The organism is Streptococcus sp. 959, from assembly GCF_013277075.1.
In the GTDB taxonomy this organism is placed as follows: Bacteria; Bacillota; Bacilli; order Lactobacillales; family Streptococcaceae; genus Streptococcus; species Streptococcus pseudopneumoniae_C.
The window spans coordinates 1-25,447 of record NZ_VMMF01000007.1 but is presented as its reverse complement, the minus strand read 5'-3'; the positions used below and the strand labels follow the sequence as shown (position 1 = coordinate 25,447).

General features: G+C 37.4%; 28 protein-coding genes and 1 pseudogene. 18 read left to right on the top strand and 11 right to left on the bottom strand.

The window, feature by feature from the left end; translation table 11 throughout:
* The first annotated feature begins 218 nt into the window (after positions 1-218).
* Genes glgB through HT717_RS02385 form a run of 6 tightly spaced genes read left to right on the top strand, consistent with a single transcriptional unit; the run spans position 219 to position 7,665 of the window.
* Entirely contained in the window at positions 219-2,147 is a 1,929-nt protein-coding gene (gene glgB, locus HT717_RS02410) for a 1,4-alpha-glucan branching protein GlgB (protein WP_049539301.1), read from the top strand.
* Entirely contained in the window at positions 2,137-3,279 is a 1,143-nt protein-coding gene (locus HT717_RS02405) for a glucose-1-phosphate adenylyltransferase (protein WP_000787252.1), read from the top strand. Before glgB ends, HT717_RS02405 begins: the two co-directional genes overlap by 11 nt.
* The gene (gene glgD / locus HT717_RS02400; RefSeq protein ID WP_049539303.1) at positions 3,269-4,408 is read left to right on the top strand and encodes a glucose-1-phosphate adenylyltransferase subunit GlgD; all 1,140 of its coding nucleotides are present in this window, start codon (positions 3,269-3,271) and stop codon (positions 4,406-4,408) included. Before HT717_RS02405 ends, glgD begins: the two co-directional genes overlap by 11 nt.
* A complete protein-coding gene (gene glgA, locus HT717_RS02395) occupies positions 4,405-5,838 on the top strand; it encodes a glycogen synthase GlgA (protein ID WP_049539305.1) in 1,434 nt (477 codons plus the stop codon). The genes glgD and glgA overlap by 4 nt, the downstream gene beginning before the upstream one ends.
* Before the next feature lie 58 nt (positions 5,839-5,896).
* The gene (gene serB / locus HT717_RS02390; protein WP_049539307.1) at positions 5,897-6,541 is read left to right on the top strand and encodes a phosphoserine phosphatase SerB; all 645 of its coding nucleotides are present in this window, start codon (positions 5,897-5,899) and stop codon (positions 6,539-6,541) included.
* Between the two features lie 8 nt (positions 6,542-6,549).
* Positions 6,550-7,665 (top strand): glycerate kinase, encoded by a 1,116-nt coding sequence (locus tag HT717_RS02385; RefSeq protein ID WP_049539309.1) that lies wholly within the window; start codon positions 6,550-6,552, stop codon positions 7,663-7,665.
* Here the strand turns inward: HT717_RS02385 and HT717_RS02380 are convergent.
* The gene (locus HT717_RS02380; RefSeq protein ID WP_049539311.1) at positions 7,662-8,108 is read right to left on the bottom strand and encodes a DUF1694 domain-containing protein; all 447 of its coding nucleotides are present in this window, start codon (positions 8,106-8,108) and stop codon (positions 7,662-7,664) included. The two genes, HT717_RS02385 and HT717_RS02380, sit on opposite strands and share 4 nt — an antisense overlap.
* Before the next feature lie 163 nt (positions 8,109-8,271).
* Here HT717_RS02380 and eno point away from each other — a divergent pair, with 163 nt between their 5' ends.
* Entirely contained in the window at positions 8,272-9,576 is a 1,305-nt protein-coding gene (gene eno / locus HT717_RS02375; protein WP_000022813.1) for a surface-displayed alpha-enolase, read from the top strand.
* A gap of 149 nt (positions 9,577-9,725) precedes the next feature.
* Here the strand turns inward: eno and HT717_RS02370 are convergent, their stop codons facing one another.
* Together HT717_RS02370 and HT717_RS02365 are read right to left on the bottom strand one after the other, a co-directional pair.
* Positions 9,726-10,889, bottom strand: a complete 1,164-nt coding sequence (locus tag HT717_RS02370) for a site-specific integrase (protein WP_049539313.1) — start codon at positions 10,887-10,889, stop codon at positions 9,726-9,728.
* Positions 10,890-10,959: 70 nt separating this feature from the next.
* Complete coding sequence (locus HT717_RS02365; RefSeq protein ID WP_049539315.1) at positions 10,960-11,472, bottom strand: helix-turn-helix transcriptional regulator; 513 nt, start codon at positions 11,470-11,472, stop codon at positions 10,960-10,962.
* Positions 11,473-11,623: 151 nt separating this feature from the next.
* Between HT717_RS02365 and HT717_RS02360 the strand changes: the two genes are divergently transcribed.
* From HT717_RS02360 to HT717_RS02310, 10 genes are all read left to right on the top strand, one after another.
* Positions 11,624-11,812, top strand: coding sequence for a helix-turn-helix domain-containing protein (locus HT717_RS02360; RefSeq protein WP_049539317.1), 189 nt, complete (start codon positions 11,624-11,626; stop codon positions 11,810-11,812).
* A gap of 177 nt (positions 11,813-11,989) precedes the next feature.
* A complete protein-coding gene (locus HT717_RS02355; protein ID WP_173304280.1) occupies positions 11,990-12,307 on the top strand; it encodes a hypothetical protein in 318 nt (105 codons plus the stop codon).
* Positions 12,308-12,480: 173 nt separating this feature from the next.
* Positions 12,481-12,696: a hypothetical protein gene (locus HT717_RS02345; protein ID WP_049539320.1), complete on the top strand. Its 216-nt coding sequence runs from the start codon at positions 12,481-12,483 to the stop codon at positions 12,694-12,696.
* A gap of 74 nt (positions 12,697-12,770) precedes the next feature.
* The gene (locus HT717_RS02340) at positions 12,771-13,604 is read left to right on the top strand and encodes a DnaD domain protein (RefSeq protein WP_049539321.1); all 834 of its coding nucleotides are present in this window, start codon (positions 12,771-12,773) and stop codon (positions 13,602-13,604) included.
* 11 nt (positions 13,605-13,615) lie between these two features.
* On the top strand, positions 13,616-14,467 hold the full coding sequence (locus tag HT717_RS02335; protein WP_049539322.1) for a DnaA/Hda family protein: 852 nt from the start codon (positions 13,616-13,618) through the stop codon (positions 14,465-14,467).
* Positions 14,468-14,711: 244 nt separating this feature from the next.
* Positions 14,712-14,885, top strand: coding sequence for a hypothetical protein (locus tag HT717_RS02330; RefSeq protein WP_162837498.1), 174 nt, complete (start codon positions 14,712-14,714; stop codon positions 14,883-14,885).
* A 91-nt stretch (positions 14,886-14,976) separates the two neighbouring features.
* Entirely contained in the window at positions 14,977-15,588 is a 612-nt protein-coding gene (locus HT717_RS02325) for a hypothetical protein (RefSeq protein WP_240149498.1), read from the top strand.
* A gap of 45 nt (positions 15,589-15,633) precedes the next feature.
* Positions 15,634-16,062, top strand: coding sequence for a replication protein (locus HT717_RS02320; RefSeq protein WP_120770218.1), 429 nt, complete (start codon positions 15,634-15,636; stop codon positions 16,060-16,062).
* A complete protein-coding gene (locus HT717_RS02315) occupies positions 16,004-16,381 on the top strand; it encodes a hypothetical protein (protein ID WP_080982897.1) in 378 nt (125 codons plus the stop codon). Before HT717_RS02320 ends, HT717_RS02315 begins: the two co-directional genes overlap by 59 nt.
* A gap of 17 nt (positions 16,382-16,398) precedes the next feature.
* Entirely contained in the window at positions 16,399-16,809 is a 411-nt protein-coding gene (locus HT717_RS02310; RefSeq protein ID WP_049540168.1) for a hypothetical protein, read from the top strand.
* Positions 16,810-17,301: 492 nt separating this feature from the next.
* On the opposite strand, the pseudogene HT717_RS02305 reads toward HT717_RS02310, so the two are convergent.
* The 8 genes and pseudogenes from HT717_RS02305 to HT717_RS02270 all read right to left on the bottom strand — a co-directional run.
* Positions 17,302-17,460 (bottom strand): annotated as a pseudogene (locus HT717_RS02305) (integrase); the annotation flags it as partial.
* A gap of 262 nt (positions 17,461-17,722) precedes the next feature.
* Positions 17,723-18,793 (bottom strand): tyrosine recombinase XerS, encoded by a 1,071-nt coding sequence (gene xerS, locus HT717_RS02300; protein ID WP_049540164.1) that lies wholly within the window; start codon positions 18,791-18,793, stop codon positions 17,723-17,725.
* A 304-nt stretch (positions 18,794-19,097) separates the two neighbouring features.
* Positions 19,098-19,541 carry a MepB family protein gene (locus HT717_RS02295; protein ID WP_049540162.1) on the bottom strand — a complete coding sequence of 148 codons (444 nt, stop codon included), beginning with the start codon at positions 19,539-19,541 and terminating at the stop codon, positions 19,098-19,100.
* 68 nt (positions 19,542-19,609) lie between these two features.
* Entirely contained in the window at positions 19,610-21,160 is a 1,551-nt protein-coding gene (locus tag HT717_RS02290; protein ID WP_049540160.1) for a ClC family H(+)/Cl(-) exchange transporter, read from the bottom strand.
* A 16-nt stretch (positions 21,161-21,176) separates the two neighbouring features.
* Positions 21,177-21,956 carry a ribonuclease HII gene (locus HT717_RS02285; protein ID WP_049540158.1) on the bottom strand — a complete coding sequence of 260 codons (780 nt, stop codon included), beginning with the start codon at positions 21,954-21,956 and terminating at the stop codon, positions 21,177-21,179.
* Positions 21,943-22,794: a ribosome biogenesis GTPase YlqF gene (gene ylqF, locus HT717_RS02280; RefSeq protein WP_049540156.1), complete on the bottom strand. Its 852-nt coding sequence runs from the start codon at positions 22,792-22,794 to the stop codon at positions 21,943-21,945. The genes HT717_RS02285 and ylqF overlap by 14 nt, the downstream gene beginning before the upstream one ends.
* An 82-nt stretch (positions 22,795-22,876) precedes the next feature.
* Positions 22,877-24,385, bottom strand: coding sequence for a site-specific integrase (locus HT717_RS02275; protein WP_024057448.1), 1,509 nt, complete (start codon positions 24,383-24,385; stop codon positions 22,877-22,879).
* Positions 24,386-24,469: 84 nt separating this feature from the next.
* Positions 24,470-24,703: a hypothetical protein gene (locus HT717_RS02270; RefSeq protein WP_001022845.1), complete on the bottom strand. Its 234-nt coding sequence runs from the start codon at positions 24,701-24,703 to the stop codon at positions 24,470-24,472.
* Positions 24,704-25,093: 390 nt separating this feature from the next.
* Between HT717_RS02270 and HT717_RS02260 the strand changes: the two genes are divergently transcribed.
* Positions 25,094-25,447 (top strand): transposase family protein (locus HT717_RS02260; RefSeq protein ID WP_173304278.1); only part of this gene is annotated, 354 nt, incomplete at its 3' end.

Genomic DNA, 25,447 nt, shown 5'->3' with positions numbered 1-25,447 from the left:
TTTATTAGAAAAATAACGAACTTTATGATATCCTTGTAAATAAAATGATTGGTTTTCATAATCTGTTTGAAAATTTCTTGATTTACAAGTGAACACATCAGTGAATTTGTTGAAGACTTTCAAAAGAATTTTTAGCAAATTCCGTAATTTACTTGAATCTTCCCTAAAAAGGTAGTATAATAAATCTATAGAAAACGCTTACAGAAATAGGAGGGTGTATGAATAAGAAAAAAGCTTTAGAAACCTTTATAGCAGGTGAAAATTTTCACCTCCAGCATTATCTGGGAGCGCATAGGGAAGAAAAAGATGGTGAGTATGGCTATGCTTTCCGTGTGTGGGCACCTAATGCTCAGGCTGTTCACTTGGTAGGGGATTTCACCAATTGGGTAGAAAACCAAATCCTAATGGAACGAAATGAATTTGGAGTCTGGGAAGTCTTTACCAGCCTTGCTCATGAAGGCCAAATTTACAAGTATCATATCACACGTGCAAATGGTCATCAGCTGATGAAGATTGACCCGTTGGCTGTACGGTATGAGGCACGACCTGGGACTGGTGCTATTTTAACAGATATTCCAGAAAAGAAATGGAAGGATGGTCTCTGGCTAGCCCGTAGAAAACGCTTGAGTTTTGAAGAGCGTCCCGTCAATATTTACGAGGTTCATGCTGGATCGTGGAAGAGGAATCCAGATGGTAGTCCCTATAGTTTTGCTCAATTGAAGGATGAGCTGATTCCTTACTTGGTTGAGATGAACTATACTCACATTGAGTTTATGCCCCTGATGTCTCACCCACTAGGTTTGAGTTGGGGTTATCAGCTTATGGGTTACTTTGCTCTAGAGCATGCCTATGGTCGCCCTGAAGAGTTTCAAGATTTTGTTGAGGAATGCCATTTAAACAATATAGGCGTTATTGTGGACTGGGTGCCTGGTCACTTCACCATTAATGATGATGCCTTGGCTTATTATGATGGGACTCCGACTTTTGAATACCAAGACCATAATAAGGCTCATAACTACGGTTGGGGTGCTCTCAATTTTGACCTTGGAAAAAATGAAGTCCAGTCCTTCTTGATTTCTAGCATTAAGTTTTGGATTGACTTTTACCATTTGGACGGTATTCGAGTGGATGCGGTTAGCAACATGCTCTATCTTGATTATGATGATGCACCATGGACGCCTAATAAAGATGGCGGAAATCTCAACTACGAGGGCTATTATTTCCTTCAACGTTTGAATGATGTCATTAAACAAGCTCATCCAGATGTGATGATGATTGCCGAAGAAAGTTCATCAGCTACTCAGATTACTGACACCAAGGATTCAGATGGTCTTGGGTTTGATTATAAGTGGAATATGGGCTGGATGAATGATATCCTCCGTTTCTATGAAGAAGATCCGATTTATCGTAAGTATGACTTTAACCTAGTGACTTTCAGCTTTATGTATGTCTTCAAGGAGAATTATCTCCTACCATTCTCACATGACGAAGTGGTTCATGGTAAGAAGAGTATGATGCACAAGATGTGGGGAGATCGTTACAATCAATTCGCAGGCTTGCGCAATCTCTACACTTACCAAATTTGTCACCCAGGTAAGAAATTGCTCTTCATGGGTAGCGAATACGGCCAATTCCTAGAATGGAAATCTGAAGAACAGCTGGAATGGTCTAACCTAGAGGACCCAATGAATGCTAAGATGAAGTATTTCACTTCTCAGCTAAATCAGTTTTACAAAGACCATCGCTGTCTGTGGGAAATCGATACCAGCTATGATGGTATTGAAATTATCGATGCGGATAATCAAGACCAGAGTGTTCTTTCCTTTATCCGTAAGGGTAAAAAGGATGATATGTTAGTCTGTGTCTTTAATATGGCACCTGTTGAACGAAAAGATTTTACAATCGGACTACCTGTCGCAGGGATTTATGAAGAAGTTTGGAATACTGAGTTAGAAGAGTGGGGAGGCGTCTGGAAAGAACATAATCAAACTGTTCAAACGCAAGAAGGACTATGGAAAGATTATGAGCAGACCCTGACCTTTACCCTACCAGCTATGGGAGCAAGTGTATGGAAAATCAAACGTCGCTTGAAATCTACTAAAATTGTCACAAGTAAAAACCAAAAAGGAGTAGAAAATGAAGAATGAAATGTTAGCTTTGATTCTTGCTGGTGGGCAAGGAACTCGTCTCGGTAAACTCACTCAAAGCATCGCAAAACCAGCTGTGCAATTTGGTGGGCGCTACCGTATCATTGACTTTGCTCTCTCAAACTGTGCCAACTCAGGCATTCACAATGTTGGAGTCATCACACAGTATCAACCACTTGCTCTTAACAATCATATTGGGAATGGTTCAAGTTGGGGATTAGACGGTATCAATTCTGGTGTCTCTATTCTTCAACCGTATTCAGCAAGTGAAGGAAATCGTTGGTTTGAAGGGACTAGTCACGCTATTTATCAAAATATCGACTATATCGATAGTGTTAATCCTGAGTATGTTTTGATTCTATCTGGGGATCACATCTACAAAATGGACTATGATGATATGCTCCAGTCTCACAAGGATAATAATGCCAGTTTGACAGTAGCAGTTCTTGATGTTCCTCTTAAGGAAGCTAGCCGTTTTGGTATCATGAATACAGATGCAAACAATCGTATTGTAGAATTTGAAGAGAAACCAGCCCAACCTAAATCTACTAAAGCCTCTATGGGAATTTACATTTTTGATTGGCAACGTCTGCGCAATATGCTCGTTGCTGCTGAAAAGAGTAATGTCGATATGTCAGACTTTGGTAAGAATGTCATTCCAAATTACCTTGAGTCAGGTGAAAGTGTCTATGCCTACGAATTTAATGGTTACTGGAAAGACGTTGGTACGATTGAGTCACTTTGGGAAGCGAACATGGAGTACATTTCTCCAGAAAATGCCTTGGATAGCCGTAACCGTCAATGGAAGATTTACTCAAGAAACTTGATTTCACCACCAAACTTCCTTGGGGCAAACGCTCATGTGGAAGATTCCTTGGTTGTTGATGGCTGTTTTGTAGATGGAACTGTTAAACATTCCATCCTTTCAACAGGATCACAAGTTCGAGAAGGGGCAGAAGTAGTAGATTCAGTTATCATGAGTGGTGCAATTGTTGGTCAGGGAGCAAAAATTAAGCGTGCCATTATTGGTGAAGGTGCAGTTATTTCTGATGGCGTCGAAATTGATGGAACAGAAGAAGTACAAGTCGTAGGATATGATGAAGTAGTGGGGGTAGCAACAGATGAAGATTGATAAATATTCTGCCATTTTAGGAAACACAGTTGGTTTTCATGATATGTCAACACTGACAGACCACCGTCCAGTAGCTAGCTTGCCATTTGGAGGTAAATATCGTTTAATCGACTTCCCACTTTCAAGTCTTGCTAATGCAGGTGTCCGTAGTATCTTTGGTATTTTCCAACAAGACAATATCAGTTCCGTCTTTGACCATATCCGTTCTGGGCGTGAGTGGGGCTTGTCAACCCTTCTTAGCCACTATTATCTAGGTATTTACAATACCCGTGTGGAAAGTAGTACCGTTGGAAAAGAATACTACCATCAGCTTCTTACTTATTTGAAACGCTCTGGGTCAAACCAAACAGTATCACTCAACTGTGATGTCTTAATTAATATTGATTTGAACCAAGTGTTCCACCTTCATAACACAACGAAGGGACCTATTACAGTTGTTTATAAAAAACTTCCTAAGAAAGACATTTCAGAAGTCAATGCAATCTTGGAAGTGGATGAAACAGACCATGTTCGTTCTCATAAACTCTTTGATAGCAAATCTACAGATGAAGTTTATAATATGTCTACAGATATCTTTGTAGTTGATACACCTTGGTTGATTGAACGTTTGGAAGAAGAAGCTAAGAAAGAACATCCAGAGAAATTGCGCTATGTTTTACGGGATTTGGCTGCAAAAGAAGGAGCTTTTGCCTACGAATACACAGGATACCTAGCAAACATTCACTCTGTAGAGTCGTATTATCAAGCTAACAAAGATATGCTTGAATCTCAAAAATTCTACTCTCTCTTCTCACCAAATCAAAAGATTTATACAAAGGTCAAAAACGAAGAGCCAACTTACTATGCTAATACATCTAAGGTAAGTACTTCTCAGTTTGCCTCTGGTAGTATCATTGAAGGTCAAGTGGCTAATTCCGTTCTATCACGTAATATTCATGTCCATAAGGATAGCCTGGTTAAAGATAGCCTACTCTTCCCTCGTGTTGTTATTGGAGAAGGTGCTCAGGTCGAATACGCTATCTTGGATAAGGGTGTTGAAGTTGAGCCTGGTGTTGTGATTCGAGGGACTTCAGAACATCCAGTTGTCGTTAAGAAAGGTAGCAAAGTAACAGAGGATATTCATTCATGAAAATTTTATTTGTAGCAGCAGAGGGTGCACCCTTTTCAAAAACAGGGGGGTTGGGAGACGTTATTGGCGCTCTTCCCAAATCACTGGTAAAAGCTGGGCACGAAGTTGCAGTGATTTTACCCTACTATGACATGGTAGAGGCTAAATTTGGAAATCAGATTGAAGATGTTCTTCATTTTGAGGTGAGTGTTGGTTGGCGCAGACAGTACTGTGGAATTAAGAAAACAGTACTAAACGGTGTGACCTTCTACTTTATTGACAACCAGTATTATTTCTTCCGTGGCCATGTTTACGGTGATTTTGATGACGGAGAACGCTTTGCCTTTTTCCAACTGGCTGCCATTGAGGCTATGGAAAGAATTGACTTCATTCCTGACCTTCTCCATGTTCATGACTACCATACAGCTATGATTCCTTTCTTGTTAAAGGAAAAATACCGTTGGATTCAAGCCTATCAAGGCATTAAAACTGTTTTAACCATTCATAATTTGGAATTTCAAGGACAATTTTCAGAAGGAATGTTGGGTGATTTGTTTGGAGTTGGCTTTGAACGTTACGCTGATGGCACCCTTCGCTGGAATAACTGTCTGAACTGGATGAAGGCTGGTATCCTCTATGCGGACCGTGTTTCAACAGTTTCGCCTAGTTATGCTCATGAAATTATGACCAGTCAGTTCGGATGTAACTTGGATCAGATTCTTCGAATGGAATCTGGCAAGGTATCTGGTATCGTGAACGGGATTGATGCTGACCTGTATAATCCTCAGACGGATGCTCTTTTAGATTATCATTTCAATCAGGACGATTTGTCTGGGAAAGCCCAAAACAAAGCAAAATTGCAAGAAAAAGTTGGCTTGCCAGTTAGAGCTGACGTTCCACTGGTGGGAATTGTTTCTCGTTTGACACGTCAAAAAGGTTTTGATGTCGTGGTGGAAAGTCTTCACCATATCTTGCAAAATGATGTTCAGATTGTGCTTTTGGGAACTGGAGATCCAGCCTTTGAAGGAGCTTTCTCATGGTTTGCTCAGATTTATCCTGACAAGCTATCAGCAAATATCACTTTTGATGTCAAACTTGCTCAAGAAATCTACGCTGCTTGCGACCTCTTCCTCATGCCAAGTCGTTTTGAACCATGTGGCTTGTCTCAAATGATGGCGATGCGTTATGGAACCTTGCCATTGGTCCATGAAGTTGGGGGCTTGCGAGATACCGTTCAAGCCTTTAATCCAATCGAAGGAAGCGGAACGGGCTTTAGCTTTGACAATCTATCTCCTTATTGGTTAAATTGGACTTTCCAAACAGCATTGGACTTGTATAGAAACCATCCTGACGTTTGGAAAAAACTACAAAAACAAGCTATGGAGTGTGATTTCTCATGGGATACAGCCTGCAAGTCATACCTTGACTTGTACCATAGTTTAGTTAATTAATAGATAAAATCGTATGATGACTTCATACGATTTTTGGGCTATTTAGAGAGGAGAACTGATGTCTCAAGTAAAAGGCTTGTGTGTTATGGATGTTGATGGAACCTTAATCCTAGAAGAAGTGATTGATTTGTTGGGAAGAGAGGTAGGTCGTGAGGAGGAAATTTCGCAGATTACAAGTCGGGCAATGCGAGGAGAGTTAGACTTTGAAAGCAGTTTAAGAAAAAGAGTATCCTTGTTGGCAGGTCTTCCTGTTTCGGTCTTTGAGAAAGTCTTCAACTCTATTCATCTATCGCCAAATGCCCAGGAATTCGTTTCTATTCTCCAAAAGAATGGAATCCTAGTTGGTCTGGTGTCTGGTGGCTTTACACCAATAGTTGAGAGATTAGCTAAATCCCTTGGCATTGCCTATTTCTCTGCCAATCAACTTGAAGTCAAAGATGGTCATCTAACAGGGAAATTAGTTGGACAAATTATCAGTCCCCAGGTCAAACAAGCAACTCTGGAAAAATGGAGAAAGGAACTCAAACTCTCTAAAGAAATAACAGTTGCAATCGGTGATGGGGCCAATGATCTATTGATGCTAAAATCAGCGGGAATAGGAGTCGCTTTTTGTGCCAAAGAAGTTCTGAAAAAAGAAATACCACATCATGTTGACAAGAGGGATTTGTTAGAAATTCTTCCTTTGACTGACTTTTTAGAATGAGGGAAAATATGAAGATTATAATTGCACCAGATTCGTTTAAGGAAAGCTTGACTGCAGAGCAGGTTGCTGAAGCTATTAAGAGAGGGTTCCAACAATCGCTAGCAGATGTAGACTGTCTCCTCTGCCCTGTTGGTGATGGGGGAGAAGGTACTGTAGATGCTATCCTACATTCTCTTGACATGGAAGAAAAAAGGATTCAAGTGACAGGACCTTTTGGTCAAGAAGAAGCCATGCGCTATTTTCAAAAAGGACATCTGGCACTATTTGAAGTAGCTGACTTGGTTGGACTTGGAAAAATTCCGCCGGAGGAACGAAATCCACTGCAAATCCAAACTTGTGGTATTGGAGAGTTGATTTGCCACCTCATTGCTCAAGGGATTAAAGAAATTTATATTGGCGTTGGTGGTACGGCCAGTAATGATGGAGGACTGGGGATTGCTGTTGCTTTAGGTTATCAATTTTATGATAGGAATGGAAATGTCTTGCCTGCATGCGGTCAATCCTTGCTAAAATTAGCTTCTGTTTCAACAGAAGATTGCTATGAAATTCCTGAAGATATTCAAATTCGTATTTTAGCAGATGTCGTGAGTCCCTTATGTGGTCATCAAGGTGCGACCTACATTTTTGGAAAACAAAAAGGCCTAGATCCTACTATGTTTAAGGCCGTAGATCAGGCGATACAAAATTTTTATGAAAAAGTTTCACCTGCAACATTGCAAATTAAAGGAGCAGGTGCTGGTGGAGGTATTGCTGGTGGTTTGTGTGCCTTTGCTCATGCAAGTATCGTATCTGGGATTGACACCTGCCTAGACTTGATTGACTTTGATAAGAAAGTTTCTGATGCTGACTTGGTTATTGTTGGGGAAGGAAGACTAGATCGTCAAAGTTTAGCAGGGAAAGCACCAATTGGTGTAGCAAAAAGAACCCCTGTCGGAGTTCCTGTTATTGCTATTTGCGGTAGTCTCGCTGAAGATTTACCTTCCCTACCATTTGAAAATATCCAAGCTGCCTTTTCTATTTTGGAGAAAAGTGAACCTTTAGAAGATAGTTTGAAAAATGCCAGTATCTATTTAGAGCATACGGCTACCAATATTGGAAATTTATTAAAGATGCCTAAGATTTAGCCAAACCATTTTTTCCAAATGGATGTTTTGGCAGGTTCTTCCTTTTTACCTTCCCAAAGTTCTGGAAAAGCAAGTCGAAGGTTCTTTTCTTCTACTTGAACTGGTGCATTGGTGTGAATAATCAGGCCAAAAGGAGAAGAAGTATGCTCTTCAGATACAATGGTAGCTTGACTATCGGTTTCTTTGGCTTCCTTCAAATAGAAAACTTGCTTGTCAAATTCGATAGTTGGTGAAATCTTCACAAATAGTGGCTCGGACTTTTCCTGAAGGTTTTCTAAAATAGATAAAAAGCCTTTTTCTAACTGAGGGCTATTTGCTGTGTCAATATCTGCATATCCAAGAACTCTTTCCTCAAAGGTACCAAGATAACGTCTTTGCTCATCCGGATTTAATTTTGGCCCACCATGAGCTTTTTCAAGTAATTGTTTTGATAAATCTGTCATGAAAATAGTATATCATAAAAATAAAAAGAAAACATATAAAAGAAAGCGGTTGCTTAATAAAGTTAAGGAAAATTTACACAAAGATAACGTTTTTTCTTGAAAAAGGAGGGTTTTTAAGGTATTATAGAGGTGTAAAAAATTTAACTCATAAGGAGAGTAAAAAATGTCAATTATTACTGATGTTTACGCTCGCGAAGTCCTAGACTCACGCGGTAACCCAACACTTGAAGTAGAAGTTTACACTGAATCAGGTGCTTTCGGACGTGGTATGGTTCCATCAGGAGCTTCTACTGGTGAACACGAAGCAGTTGAACTTCGCGACGGTGACAAATCTCGTTACGGTGGTCTTGGTACACAAAAAGCTGTTGACAATGTAAACAACATCATTGCTGAAGCTATCATCGGCTACGATGTACGTGACCAACAAGCTATCGACCGTGCTATGATCGCACTTGACGGTACTCCTAACAAAGGTAAATTGGGTGCGAACGCAATCCTTGGTGTATCTATCGCTGTAGCTCGTGCTGCTGCTGACTACCTTGAAATCCCACTTTACAGCTACCTTGGTGGATTCAACACTAAAGTTCTTCCAACTCCAATGATGAACATCATCAACGGTGGTTCTCACTCTGACGCTCCAATCGCTTTCCAAGAGTTCATGATCTTGCCAGTTGGTGCGCCAACATTTAAAGAAGCTCTTCGTTACGGTGCTGAAATCTTCCATGCTCTTAAGAAAATCCTTAAATCACGTGGTTTGGAAACTGCCGTAGGTGACGAAGGTGGATTCGCTCCTCGTTTCGAAGGAACTGAAGATGGTGTTGAAACTATCCTTGCTGCGATTGAAGCTGCTGGATATGTTCCAGGTAAAGACGTATTTATCGGATTTGACTGTGCTTCATCAGAATTCTACGATAAAGAACGTAAAGTTTACGACTACACTAAATTTGAAGGTGAAGGCGCTGCTGTTCGTACATCTGCAGAACAAATCGACTACCTTGAAGAATTGGTTAACAAATACCCAATCATCACTATCGAAGATGGTATGGATGAAAACGACTGGGATGGTTGGAAAGCTCTTACTGAACGTCTTGGTAAGAAAGTACAACTTGTTGGTGACGACTTCTTCGTAACAAACACTGACTACCTTGCACGTGGTATCCAAGAAGGTGCTGCTAACTCAATCCTTATCAAAGTTAACCAAATCGGTACTCTTACTGAAACTTTTGAAGCTATCGAAATGGCTAAAGAAGCTGGTTACACTGCCGTTGTATCACACCGTTCAGGTGAAACTGAAGATTCAACAATCGCTGACATCGCAGTTGCAACAAACGCAGGACAAATCAAAACTGGTTCACTTTCACGTACAGACCGTATCGCTAAATACAACCAATTGCTTCGCATTGAAGACCAACTTGGTGAAGTAGCTGAATACCGTGGATTGAAATCATTCTACAACCTTAAAAAATAATCTAATTTCTAGATTAGATGGCGTAAATCCTTTAAAATAAGCACTTTGGGGCGCTTTCCCTTAGTGCTTTTTCTTATTTTACTACCCTTTTAGTTACCCTTAACTGATTTTAGGTATAGTAAGAGGGTAGTCACTAATCGTGACACCCTTTATAAATTATTGATGGCTGTTTCATAATTTGAGACAGCTTTTTTTGCGTTTTCTTGGTTTGTATGCCAGTAAACATTTTCAGTCACTAATAAGTTAGAGTGTCCCAATCTGTATTGGACATCTTTAGGGCTGGTCTGAGCGTATAACATCATAGTGGTATGTGTATGGCGGAAACCGTGAAATGATACATTTGTTACACCAGCATTCTCAAAATGCTTATTTAGGCGTTTGCGTAAGTTGCAAGCATAAGCATATTTTTCTGTAAATACAGAGAAGACGACTGTTTCAGTACGACCTAATTTCCAAGACTGAATTTGTTGACGGTTTTTGTATTGTTTCAGTAAAAGTAATGTGGCTTTGTCTATTGGTATATCTCGATAGCCAGCGCTTGATTTAGGTGAGTTTATTTCCTGATAGCGGTTTAGTGTCTTATTGATGCTGATAACACCGCTTTCTAGGTCAATATCAGACCATTCAAGAGCCAGAGCCTCACTAATACGGCAACCAGTGGCCAATAAAGTCTTATACAGGACAACATCAAATAAGTTCTCATAATTTGATTGATCCAGAGTGTCTAAATAATCAAGAAACTGTTTTAATTCTTTGTTGTCTAAGTATTTGACAGCAGCCTTTTCTTTCTGCTGTTTGCGTGGAACGATGACATCATTAGCTGGGTTGTATTGTATTACCTGGATAGTTACGCCATATCTCAAAATACGCTTATTCATGTTATGGAGCAAGGAGTAGTTAGCAAATGCCCCTTTTTCGCCTTTATTCGCCTTGTCAGCCCATTTGTTTACTTGTTGTTGAAGAATAGGCGTAGTGAGTTTAGATAGCTTGTAATCGCCAAATACAGGCAATAAATGCACTCTAACCAACCCCTCCATAGATTGTCGAGTATTTGGCTTAACTGAATTCTTGTAACTATCCCACCAAACTTTTACAAGCTCATTATATGTTGTAATTGTCGGCTTGTCTTTAACTGTATAGCCATTAGCAGCAAAAGTATTGATCGCATCACGCGCTTTTACTTTAACTCCCTTTTTAGTGGTTGCTGTAACAGTTGTACGGGCTTTCTTGCCCGTCAGTTGGTCAACGCCTAGATAAACACTAGCATAATAAACTCTTTGGCCATTCTTTTTGATTTTCTCTTTGATATTCATGTATTTGTACCTTTCTTTCCATCAGCAGGCAAGGCGCGTGGTTTTGTTAGGTATTTATACATGAATTTAATTAGTTATTTTTTTTTGCTGTTGTTTTTAATAAAGATAAGACTGCTTCTTGGTTTTCTTTCGGTGATTTAGCAAAATTTATCAATAATTCTTTTAATGGTTCTTTTAATTCCATGACGTAAAAAGTATAAAAGTCTCCTATTTCAATTATAGTCCCTTCTAAACCAAGATTACTATATTCTTTTTCTGCTTCATCCATCCACTTGAGATCATATTCTTTTAGGGTATCATCTTTAGACTCAATAGGATTAGTTAAACTTTTTAATCCTTTTTTGAATAGACTAAAAGGGTTAAATTTATTTTGTTCTCCATCTCTTAAATATGATACAGGAACATCATAAAAATCTGCCACAACATTCCAAAAATCATCATTTCTTGGCGAGCGTTTTCCATTTTCATACAAAGAAAGCTGTCCATCACTTACTGTATACTTTTTTTCTTTCTCTAGCCTACTGCTCAATTCTTTAAGTGTAAGGCCATTTTGTTCTCTTAAAAATTTTAATTTATTTTCCATACAAGACCTCCTGATACCATAATAACACAAAATTGATAATAATAGTCAAAAAAATTTTCAAAAAAGAAGTATTTTTCAGTTGACACTTTCAAAATGAAAGTTTATAATTAGATTACTTTCAAAATGAAAGTATAGAAAGGGGGTGTTATAAATGATTATTACTATCGAGATAGCCGAAAAAGTCAGAATTAAAAGGGGACGGCTTTCAATGACTAAAACAAAACTATCCGAAAAACTTGGTATTGCTAGGCAAACGCTTGTAAAAATCGAAAAAGGGCAGTACAAATGCCCTAAGCGTATCTATGAGAGCGTGATGACTTGGCTAGTAGAAGAAATTTAAAGTAAGTAAAAAGCCGTGTACAGGCGGCCAAACCAACGTACACGGCTAAGGAAAAATAACAAAACTCAAGCAAAGGCAAGGCGCGTGGTTTTGTTAGGTATTTAGTAAGAGTGAAAACAATCGCCCTTATAAAATATATCACTTTAATTCTACCATAAACAAAGGAGAAAATCAAAAATGGCATTGAGTAAACAAAACATCAAGCAACAAGGCAATAAAATAGCTAAGTTACTCCCACATATTGAAATTATCCAACAGCTAAGTAAAGCGTTATTACTTGCTGATAATTCTGGAGCAGATAGCAAAGTTTTACACCATCAAATGAAACAAGCATTTAGCGTTATTTTTGAAATGGCAGATCAGGCATATCAAGAAATAGACCAGATTGCTTGTAAGTTAATAAATTGTGATGATAAAGAATTGGAGGTAAAACCGAATGGTAAAAGAACATTATACCGTAACTCATACGATGGCAGACGGGACAAAAAGAGATAGTATTGCCGGATATGTTATCCCTGACGATAACCCAATATATGCACTTTTTAGAAAAATAAATGAGCGTAGAATGGAGGAGATGCGAAAAAATGGCAACCAGTCTGCAACCATTGATATACAAAAAGGGTGCATAGGAGAGGTAATCTTATAGAGCAGTTTGAGGAGACAATGAAATGAATGAGTTAGATTTAACCAATACACAGGCGGTTATCTTTTCCGTGGTATTGATTGGCTTGCTACTTTATCTAAACCACCGAGACCGCCAAAAAAGCGCCCAATTTGAGCGAGAAAGCAAACAGATGATAGAAACACCTAGCGAGGATTTAAACCCTTGCTACGGGCGTTATATTCAGCTTGCAGGGGTCAATGTATGGGGAGGAATTGAATGAGTTTAGTAAGTAGTCGTAAGAGAGTATTAAAACTAATCAATTTAGAGAATTATAAATAATCAAAGGAGGGGAAAATGGCAAAAACAAAAGTCTATTTTTGGCTAAAAATTGATAAGAAATTTTTTGATAATATTTTTATCAAGAGGCTAAAGACGGTACCTGGGGGGTACACCATGACAGTCATTTATATTAGGCTTATGCTAGAGAGCTTGGAAAGTGACTGTATTTTATACTATGAGGGCTACTTTGACAATCTCAAGGAAGAACTAGCCCTAAAATTAGATGTATCAGAAGATGATATAGATATGACCATGGCATACTTTACAAAATGCGGTTTAATACAGATTGACGAAGATAAAAACGCAGAACTACCACAGGCAAAAGCCTTGGTTGAGAGTGAAACAAACTGGGCAAACTATAAACGTGAACAACGAAAAAAAACAAAATTGGAAGAAGTCCAACCATCTTTGACATTTTCCAACTCGTGTCCAACAGAGATAGAGAAAGAGTTAGATATAGAGTTAGATATAGAGGTAGAAGTAGATAAAGAACAATCACCCACCCCCTCCACTATCAATCAAGAATTTGCAAATATCTATAAATCTTTTGAAGCTGAGATAGGTAAAGCATTATCACCGTTACAGATCCAAGACTTGCAGTATATGCTAGAAGATTTTAGCCCAGAGCTTATCCATGAGGCGTTAAAAGAGGCTGTCAGTCAGGGTAAAGCAAACTTTGCATACATCAAGGCAATCCTTAACCGTTGGAAACAGGACAATTTATTGACGGTGGAACTTGTTAGAAATAGCTTTGCAGCGCGTGAGGCTAAGAAACAATCTCCTAAGCAATCAGAACCTATTAGCCGTGAGGAATGGCTAAAAACACGAACAGAAGAAAACCCATTTTAGGAGGGTGAGCAATGGAAAATAAATTTGAGCAATATAACAACAGAAAAATTAGCGATAAGGTATGTGAGGTTCACAAGGTTAATTATTGGCAAATATCAACGCCAATAAGAGGCAGTAAGGAACGAAGTATACAAGAGTTTTGTCCTGAATGTTGTCAGGAGCAAATAGATAGGGAAGAGCAAGAGGGAGTTAATAATAGCCTAAATGCTGAGACTTACCTAAAAACCTATAATGTGCTTATGCGAGACAGTACGCTCCCTAGAGAGTTAAAAGAGGCTAGCTTTGAGAATTTCATAGCTGAGACAGCCGAGGAAAAGCAACTACTGGAGTTTGCTAGAGGGCAAGTAGAGAAATACCTGGACGGCATGACAGGAAATACCCTATTTACAGGATCTACAGGGATAGGAAAGAGTCATTTGAGCGTAGCTATTGCTAAGGCTATAAACGAGGGGCACAAGGCCAAAGGAGAGCCTAAAAGCGTGCTATTTGTCAATTTAACAGAAATCCTTAGACGAGTTAGAGAGAGCTTTAGCTCTCCTACTAGCCTAGAGGGCTATTACTCAAGAATGCTGAAAGAGGTTGATTACCTAGTACTTGATGATTTAGGAATAAAGTCAGACAACGCTAGTAGTAAAGGTAAATCAGTTTGGGAAGAAGAGTTTATTTTTGATATTCTCAGCAATCGAGATAAAACCATTATTACTACAAATCTAAGTAGCTCAGAGATTGTTAGCTTGTATAGTGAACGAGTGGCCAGCCGTGTCAGAACTGGCCTAGAGGGTAACTTTTTCAAGTCATTCACTATCAAGGATAAGCGATACTCAATTAATCAGTTAAAAAATAAAGTAAAGCAGTTAAACTGAAGTAATTTTCTTACAAACCTAAACAAAACTAGACACTTTTCCTGGGGCGAGAAATCACCCTCTTAAAAAATTACTATGCTTTCCTCGACCAAACTAATCAAGCATGGTAATTTAATCAATGACGAAAAACAACTATTGGGTACACAAAAAGGGTAGTATTTTATAACACGAACCTTAAAAACCTAGTCAAATCAATAGACTAGGGATATTCAGATTATAATAAATTGAAATAAAGGAGAAATTCATGACTGAAAACAAGGATAATAAATTATTAGAAATGATGGAGAAAGGTTTTGTTTTATACTCAAAAAATGGTATAATAAAGTACATTGAAATTCCAGATCATGGCAGTATTAAGCTAAAAGCTCAAGATGGGCAGATAGTTTATAAAGAAGTGACTAACGGAGAACAATGTTAATAAATACTGACTGGAAAAACCAGAGGTATGATAATTGGGTTTAACACTCTTTTGTCATACCTCTTTTACTTTTTGTCATAAGGAGGATAACATGACACTTACAACAATTAAAAATGACATTCAAGCATTTGGGAAGAAAAAAATAGAATATATGCGTGGTTATATCGCCATGCAGGACGATTTTCAAGATAAATTACACAAACAGTTAATCGGAAAAGTTTATGCAGAAGAAACACTGCTGAAATATAAAAAAGATGCAGAAAATTATTTTTCCAATACTTTTCAAATGCTGTGTCAACAACTAGAAAAAGAGAAAAATATTGAATTAGAAAATCTTAAATCAAAAGAAGAGTCTATTACAGCAGATGATGTAGCTGATTTATCTTTATTTTCTAGTATCAAGCCAACAGCGGTAGAAATGAAAGAATATTTAGAAAAGTATAAGAATAAACCTTTAGCAATTAGAAAGTTAGAGAATATTATCGAAAATGATGCTGATCTTTCTTATATTGAAATTGATATAGATCAATTCAAACAACAAAATCTTCTTGAAAAATTAATCATTTTCTTTACTAGGAAAATTAATTACTTCCATGATGGTTTATATATCAACGGTGATAAGATTGATTTAATGCAACATGAGATGATTGTTGAAAGCAATATTGAGTCGCTGGATGAAGAATTGCGTAAATATCTAGCATAAGAAATAAAGGGGGAACCCTTTATTTTGATAACAAGGAGGTAATAGATGGCAGGAAATGAAAATGATGGCCTTACATCCAAACAAATAAAATTCATAGATGCCATGCTTACCGAGCCAACGATAGAAAAAGCGTGCCAAAAAGCAGGGGTGTCAAGGGCAACAGGTCATAAGTATCTAAAGGTTGCAGCAGTTAAAAAAACATTGAGACTAAAACAAGATGAGATGATGGATAAAACTACACAGATGCTATATCTAGCCTCATCCAATGCTGTTTCTGTACTCAATGATATTATGATGGATTCTAAGGTTAACCCGTTTATAAGAACTCAAGCAGCAAAAGCTATACTTGAACAATCATATAAAACTCATGAAATTTTTGGAGTAGTAAGACAAATTGAAGAATTGAGGTTAGAAATTGAGGAAGTATCTAAAGGAGATCAAAGAGTTACAAGAACTCAAGGAATTATTAAGTAGTAGAAATACGCCTGAAGTTATCATCGTCGAGGGTAACGATGATTTGGGAGAATTTTTCCAAGTTGATGGTGAGTTATTTAGTGATATTGAACTTTTAGAAAACCTTAAAAAGTGGCGTGAATGGGAAGTGCAGGTTATCGTTGATGATTGGTGTAACCGTAGTCTAAATGAAGATGAAACAGGAATCTTATATTTTCCAAAGCATGAGGATAAAATGGACTATATCCGATTTAACAAAGGTTTAGAACCTTTATATCACGCGCTAGATGAACCTTATACAACAATCTCAAAAAGTGAGTGGTTAAAGCTATTAGATTAATAATTTAGGAGGTAATCATGCCAAAGAAGAAAATTGAGCGTATTTCAGTAATCCACAGAGAAAAAATTTTATGGCTCAAGTGGTATTTCATGAGAGATAAAGAAAATCCTAAGTATAGTGTCCTTGAGAGTAAAATGTTTGATGCTGCTAAAAAGCAAGATCTGCTTGCTTATAAAAAATACACCACGATTAAACAGATAACAGATATTAGGGTACAGACTAGTGAAGACGATTTTTTAACGGCCATTAAAGAGGTTTATGTGTATAATCACATGAATGTTATCGGAGCTTGTCAACGTATATTATTTGTTAGTCAGTCGTCAGCCTATAACAAGCTAAATAAATGGTTTGAAACTTATTCAGATTTGTATTTTAGTATTATTCCATTACCGAATATGGGAGCGTATCATGACTTGGTAGATATCTAATTGATTGTATGATATAATAAACCAAAGTACAATGAGTAGTATATAGGGATTGCGCCTTGATTGAGGAGATTCCGGTTCGAATCCGGGCTATTGTGCTAGCATCTAGGAAACTAGGTGCTTTTTGTTTCTATCAATTAAGTGCCTACTCCATTGCTGAATTAAAAAAAATAACACTATGAAAAGTGCTATTTCTCTTGCCTGCTGAACTCGTCAATTTTATTACCTTTTTTGTTACCCCTCAAAAATACCCTACTTGTTTGTACCTTGTCACTTTTACTAGATTAGACAAAATAAGCTCTTTAAAATTGTGCATTTTTGGGGTACTTTATTATAGGTATATAACCTTAAAAAGTAGAATAGTTCAGTGAACTATTTTATCCCGATCCTTGAAATTCAAAAGTTCGGCCGTTGATTTAACAACGTTTCTAGCCCCTCGGAATTTATCCGAAGGGCTATTTTTGTGTTCAGGGGGCATAAAAGGGGCATAACTTTTTAAAAAATATTTTTCATCACTTTGTCTAGCACATTGATTGCTTCATCTTTCATGTTCTTTGTGACATGGGTGTAGATAGAAGTAGTGACTTCAGAATCAGAATGACCAACCCTGTCCATGATTGTTTTTAAAGGAATTTTATTTTCTGCTAAAATATTGGCCATCGCAGGCAGTATGTTTTTATAAGTGCTCAATTTGATTTATTTTTGTGGAATCCTCTTATTTTAAGATGAATACCAATTATAAGTGATTTGCATATCCAGGATACTACAAAGAAAGGCAAGCTAGTGGCCACATAAATTTTATTTCATATTCTTTAAAGCTGTTTATTCTGTTAGCAATTTTATTTGATATGATCAAATAAAATTAATAGTTTATTGAATCCCTTTCTAATTTATTACATAATTTATTTTATGTAATTTATAAACTGTCCAGAGCATTCTTTTGTTCATCATTGACGATATGAGTATAGAGGTCAGTGACTTGCGTACTGGCGTGTCCTAGCTGGTGGCTAACCAAAACTTGCGATTTAGTTGCATCATAGAGCCTAGTTGCTAGGGTATGGCGGAGTTTGTGGGGGGTTACACGGACTTTGAAGTCCTCAGAGTACTTAGCAACCATTTTTTCAACGCTGGAAGCATCGATACGATTTGGAACACCTCGATAGAATGTCAAAAAGAGGGCCGTATCCGTCTTTTCAGTCTTATAGCGTTGACTTCGAATAGCTAGATAATTCTCTAAATAAGGTTTTGCAAAGGCAGCGACATTGACCGAGTCACGTTTACCACCTTTTCTAGTAACATCGATAACCATCATTTTGAGATTGAGATCTCTTAGATCCAGATTAACAGCTTCAGATAAACGGACACCAGACGCCAAGAGAAGGGCAATAATGGCCAGATCACGTTCCTTATTTTTATTGAACGATGATAGAGCACGATTTGAGAGCTGTTGTGGGTACTCCTGGTCGATATAAGTCAGAAAACCTTCTGTTTCATCACCTAGAAAAAGTTTTTGCTTGATGTTTTCAGCTCTGGCAGCAAGTGTTTCTTTCTTTTTCTTGGTTGAAACTTTCTTCATTACATTTCGATAGAAATAAGGTTCGCCTTGGTCGTTTTCAACCTCCTCGGTCAAATACTTGTAAAGACTAGAAAGGGCTGATAGAGTTCGATTGATGGTCGTTTGGGAAACGCCTTGTTTAGTTGTATTAGCATTCATCAAAGGACGTTCACGTAGATAAAGAATAAATGATTCCATGTCTTTCTTAGACATATTTTCCAAGACTGATAAAGGGATATCAGATATTTTATCAGCGTTTGAAATACCAGACTCCAAAACCCAGCTGAAAAATCGATCGTATTCCTTGAGGTATTCGTACAAGGTTGTAAAACTATAGGGAACAGCAAGCTTAGATTGGTAGTATTCCAGAACATACCAGGGCATGATTTGTTTTAGTTTGTCGATTCGTTCTAGTAAAATCTCACGTTTCATGTATTTTCTCCATAAATAAATCTACTAGTAGTATAGCATAGGATTATATATTTTTCAAGAAAATTATAGTTTTTCGGAAAGATTTTATAGGAGTTTTTTAAGTGATAAAAAAGACTGTGTAATAACTGGAAATTTTTTTCATTAAGAAAATAGTCAATTTCATACTTTATAAATACTACTAGAAATAGGTCATTAGACTAAAAAGACCTGATTTTATGTTAATTAAAAACCAAGTCTTTTTTGTATATATGAATCCATTAAAAAATTTTTAACGTTTTCCCATTCAAATTAGAAAAAATTATTCTTATAATTCAATTTCTCTAAAAAATTTCAATTGCCAATTTTGTGTTGCTAGAGCCGTTGTATTTAAATTTGTGCACCAAGGTGGATAAAATCTCATAGACATTTTCCCATTGTTGTCTTTTGTTGATAGAATTTTTCTACTGATAGCCTCTTCATTTGAAATAATAAAAAGTCCGCTCTTATCATTATCGATAACAACAATAACGAGTTCATCTCCCAAATCTTCATTGGTATAAGGAATGTTCTTGTTATTTTGGTCTTTTTTCCAAAATGCTGTAAAATATCCTTCTTTTTTCGGTGTTCTTTTTGCCAAGCGGCATCTTTTATATTCTTTATCTTCATCTTCCTTTATATTGATGAGGATGCCTTCGTATTTTTCATTACACTTTTCTTTAATGAATTCAAAATCACCATAAAATTTATGTAGAACATCAAGTATTCTCATTATGATGTAGGTCCTCCTTGGAATTTTCTTAATTAAATTGTTTACATAATATAAATTATGTAAAATCCCTACAACAACAAATCTTTGACTTTTCCAATTTCACTTTTGGGAATAACCAGATGAATCATATCCCCCAGATACATTCTGGTTGAGCCGTTAACTGTTTGGCTCTTACCATTATGAACTTGTGTTGTGATGAGGATGTTATGTGGTAAGTTGAGCTCGTGTACTTGTTTTCCAGCGATTTTGTCAGATACAGGGATTTCAATGAGTGTGACTTCTCCTTCATCTGTCGCTTCTTCAGGCAGCATTTTTTCCAACATAGCCTCATAGACTGGTGCCCCCTTGAGCAAATCCATGATGATGTAAGCTACTAAGGTTACTAAGCCAAGTGGCATGAGGTTGCGAATGTCGCCTACCATCTCGGTTACCAGAATCATGGCAGTTAAGGGAGCCTTGGATATTGCTCCAAAATAGCCACTCATTCCTAGTATGACAAATATAGGGAATTGCTCCTGACTGACAAGTCCAAGATTGACACAAATAACACCAACTAGAGCTCCAAGTAAGGAGCCAAGCGCCAAAATTGGTAGGAAAATTCCTCCTGGAAGGCCACTTCCATAACTAATCATGCTCCAAACAAAGCGAATCAAAAAATAAACTAATAGAATTTGGAAACTAAAATCTTGCTCAGTTAGGGAAAGAACCAGCTGATTTCCACCACCAAGGATTTGGGGTAAGAAGATTCCCACTGGTATGATGAGAATAAAGGCAATAATTGGGTAATAAGCCCTATCCAAATGGATTTTTTGACCAAGCCAATCATAAACTCGACCAACATTGAGCACAGCTTTCTCATAGAGAAAACCAGATAGTCCAAGAAAAACTCCCATAACCAAGTAAATCCAATACTGATCAAGGGTCATGAGTGGGATATTGTCTGGCATATCCAGTACGGGTGTTAGGCCAAATATGAGTAAAGAAACAAAGTTTGCTACGAGACTAGCTGCGAGAGTAGATACCCAGAAAAAGCGTGAAAAATGGTGATAAACTTCTTCTACCACAAAGAGAAGTCCTGCAATCGGTGCATTAAAGGCTGCAGCTAGACCAGCGGCAGCTCCACTCGCAATCAGGGAACGCTCCTCTACTGGACTGGATTTGAGCCACTTGGCAATTCCTTTACCGCCGACCGCTCCAAGTTGAATACTGGGTCCCTCACGCCCCAGCATGAGTCCACTGGCAATAGCAAGAATACCTAGCACATATTTTTTCCAGAGAACGCTCCACCAGTTGAGACTCATCAATCCCTTTAATTCTGCTTCGACTTGAGGAATTCCTGAACCCTTGATATCTTTTTCTGATCGAGTTAATTTCGCACTGAGCCAACAAACTATTAAATAAAATAGACCAATGATAAAAAGATTGCGCACTAGGTGCGCTTGATCTTGATAAAGTCCTTGTATCAGGTGGAATCCTTTTTCAATTAAGAAACGAAAGGATCCAACGATAATTCCAACAACGAGACCAACAATGATTCCTCGTCCAACTTGGGATAATATAGTACTTGAGGCAAAGGCAAATTCTTTCTTGGAACTGAGTGTTTCTGACTGTTCCTCCATAATCATTCCTTCTAACTTAACTTTCTTTTTCTCCTGAAACCAGTGATTTTACTGGTTCAAAGCTGGTTCGGTGAATTGGGGTAACTCCTAGTTTTTCAAGTCCTACCAGGTGTTTAGCTGTTCCATATCCTGCATTAGCAGCAAAATCATAGCCAGGGAACTGCTGATCGTAGTCCTTCATCAATTCATCACGTGTCACCTTGGCTACTATGGAAGCTGCTGCGATCGAGAGAGAATTAGCATCGCCCTTGATGATGGAGGTTTGTGAAATTGATAATTCCAACTTCATGGCATCTATCAAAAGGTGCTCAGGTTGAGGACTGAGTTGGGAGATTGCTTCCTTCATAGCCAGTTTGGTCGCTTCATAGATATTGACTTGGTCGATGACCTGATTATCCATGATACCAATCCCGATTGACAAGGCTTGGTCTTGAACTGCTTTGAAAATCTCCAGATGCTTCTTTTTAGGAATTTTCTTGCTATCGTTGAGACCTTTAATCTTACAATTTTGAGGTAAAATAACGGCTGCCGCGACTACAGGGCCAGCAAGAGGACCACGGCCGACCTCATCAACACCAGCAATTAAGGTCAATCCTTGCTTATAAAGTTCTTTTTCATAAGAAAGCATGGATTCCAAACGCAAATTTTCATCTAATTCAGCTTGAATGGCTTTTTTACGCTTGCTGATTTCCTTTTGAACTCCAGAGCGACCATCCTTTTCAAGTTCTAAAAAAATAGGGCTTTCTAAATCCTTGACCGTAGCAAGGAGTTCTTTGATTTCTTTAATCGTCGCCATCGAGGTCTTCCAATGTATCTAAGGTATAGTTACCGAGTTTGCCATCACGAACTTCCTTCACGAAGAGACTGTAAAAACGGTCATAGTCGTCACGGAAACCGAGGGCGCGAGTCATATCCATAATAATAACAGGAGCTTCTTCTTCAATTTTCATTTGTTTGAAGCGTTCAGCCAGCTTTTCTGGATAATGTTCTTTGAAATAATTGATACCAAAAATGGTCACCTCATCCATAGGAAGCAACTGGTCTTTGATAGCTCCAGTCAAGGCTAGTTTAAGAGCGACAGTTTCGTCTTCGAACTTAGGCCAGAGAATCCCTGGTGTATCCAAGATTTCCAGGTCTTTATTGGTTTTGAGCCATTGTTGCCCCTTGGTCACACCTGGTTTGTTACCGACAACGGCAATCTTCTTACCAGCTAAGCGGTTCATGAGAGTTGATTTACCAGCGTTTGGAATACCGATAATCATGGTACGCAAGGTTTCAATCTTAATCCCACGTTCTTTCTGGCGAGCAATCTTATCAACCATGAGCTTTTTAGCTGCGTCTGTTACGACTTTTACAGTCACTTGTTCTTTAGAGTTGATAGCCAGAGTCTGAATTCCTTGTGATTCAAAATACTGACGCCATTCCTTGGTTATTGCTGGATCGGCCAAGTCTGCCTTGTTTAAAATCAAAAGTTTTGGTTTGTCACCAACAATCTTGGTCAACATAGGATTTTGACTAGATAGAGGTAAGCGAGCATCCACCAAAATTGTCACAAAATCAACAAATTTTAAATTTTCCTGCACCTGTCGACGCGCCTTAGACATGTGACCAGGAAACCATTGAATAGTAGCCATTGAGTTTTTTTTCCTTTCGTAGCAAGGGTTTAGAACCCCTATTTTATTTTACTATTGTCTAAACACCAAGCGAACACCAAAACTACCATGCAATGGAAAAACCTCTGATTTGATTCTCACTTGATTTCACAATCTTTATATCAAACTGTGGGTGGTATTTGACAATATCTTTTTTGATTTTTAATAGTAAATTTGAAACAATATTTTTAGGTGAGTAACGTGGACTAAGGTGTAACAAGTCTTTGAACTCATCAACACTTAATTCTACTTTATTGCTATTATCACTAGTTTCAATGAATTTTTCAATCATTCTGGAATATTTACAGGTATAACTTTTCAATTCTTCAAAATGGAAATTGTGATTTTCTACAAATTGATTTAAGGCTTTTACAGTATTTTCTTGTGAACGATTTATATTATGTGTATAGCCCATTGTTGTCTCAAAGTTAGCATGTCCTACTCTAGTCATAATATCTTTCACTGCTATGTGCATCTCATTGCTTTGAAGGTAACTAATATGCATATGCCTAAACGAATGGGGAGTAACATGTTTTACCCACTTAAAACCATAGTCACTTAAACAATTTGTCAATAATTTTCCTTCTATTCGTTTCAAAATTTGACGAAAAGTGCTTGATGTTATTGGAGAGCCGTATTCTGTTCTAAATACACTTTCAGAATGTGTAAAAGCAGGACAGGGATGTTTCTTCATATAAGCATCAAAATCTTTATTTCTCTGTATTGTCCTTTTAATAGCTTCGCTTGCAGCTTCAGGCAAAGCTACTTCTCTAATTGAATTGAGTGTTTTAGTTGTATCAAAATGAAATTGTTTAACTTTTAAACAATGATATTGAAGTGCTTTATCAATATGCAAGATTCCTTTTTCAAAATCAATATCTGATGGTAAAAATGCTGCTTCACTAATTCGAATACCTGTAAGCAACAATACTATAGCAAGATCATAATAGTTTGCATTTCTGCATTGGCGTAACACATCAAAAAATGCATGTAATTCATGGATTTCTAGAAATTTAGAATCATGTCTTTCTTTTGCTTTACGCCTTTTCTCTAGTGAAATATCTAGTTTTACCGCAGTCATTGGAGAAAACTTAATGACATTATATAACACACCATGATTAAAAATCTTATTACAAGTACTTTTTATATGAGTCATTGTTGAAGGCGATGCATCATACATTTCTAAATATTTATTGAGACTATTTTTCATCAGAAGTGGAGTAATCCTGTCTAACAAAAAATCATCTCCTATAATTTTCCCAAGACGCTTCATAACCAGTAGTTCTCTCTGAATTGTTTGTGGTTTAACAGAGACACACCAAGTCTGAAACCAATTTTCTTTTAACTCTCCAAATGTTGTAATCAGTTCAGGACTATACTGACTTTCAAATGAAGTAGTTAGTCTATCTATTTTATCAAGAACCTCTCTTTCAGCTTGTTTCCTCGCCCTACTAGTATTCTTAGTATAACTTACAGTTACTGATTTCCACTTTCCTGTTAGTGGATCTTTGTACTTTTCAACCACTTGATATAAGGGTTGCCCTTTTGAATTTGTTTTAGTTACATAATACATAATTTAATTCCTCTTAACTCTTAAAAAGAAATAAATCATTGTTGTATAGAATAAATAACTACCCTATATTATACCATGACTTCCTTATTTTGTCCGCTTTTGCTTCCATCTTAAGAAACTTTCAAATCCTTCTAGATTAATGAAAACAAGTTTATGGGTTGGGTTAATTACATACATGGAAAATGTTCTGTTTTCTCGCATTTCTTTAATCCATCTGTTCAATGTATATTGATTTAAACCATCCCATCTTTTTAGAATTCCCTTTTTATCGGCCCATTCGGCAATGGAATTTTCGACAGATATATATTTTATATTCATATCATCATCCTTCCTAAAAAATATTTTCTCCTCCATGGCATGACTGATGAAGTCATCATAAGAATTTCACTTGCTGCTCTTTTACGGTGGCAGCCTGAACGGTCAGAAGTATCATTGTATATCATTTGTATCATGGCATATAAAGTATCGCTCTATTTTATTGATGGTTTTAATATCGCTCTTATCATGGCGAGCCATTCAAAACTGCTCCACAAATGAGGAAAGTACCATTTTGGACTATTCAATTGTCAAAGAACAAATAAAAAAGGCTCTATAATATTTGTAGTGGGTAAATCCCCTATGGATATTATGGAGCCTATTTTGTTGTAGAAAAAAAGTCCCATAAGATCTATAATGAAAAGCAACCAAACCATCATTAGAAAGAATCCTATGGAACAATTACATTTTATCACAAAATTACTAGACATTAAAGACCCAAATATCCAAATTATGGATGTCATTAATAGGAATACCCACAAGGAAATCATCGCTAAACTGGACTACGACGCTCCATCTTGTCCTGAGTGTGGAAGTCAAATGAAGAAATATGACTTCCAAAAACCGTCTAAGGTTCCTTACCTTGAAACGACTGGTATGCCTACTAGAATTCTCCTTAGAAAACGTCGATTCAAGTGCTATCATTGCTCGAAAATGATGGTAGCTGAGACTTCTCTCGTCAAGAAGAATCACCAAATCCCTCGTATCATCAACCAAAAGATTGCCCAGAAGCTAATTGAGAAGACT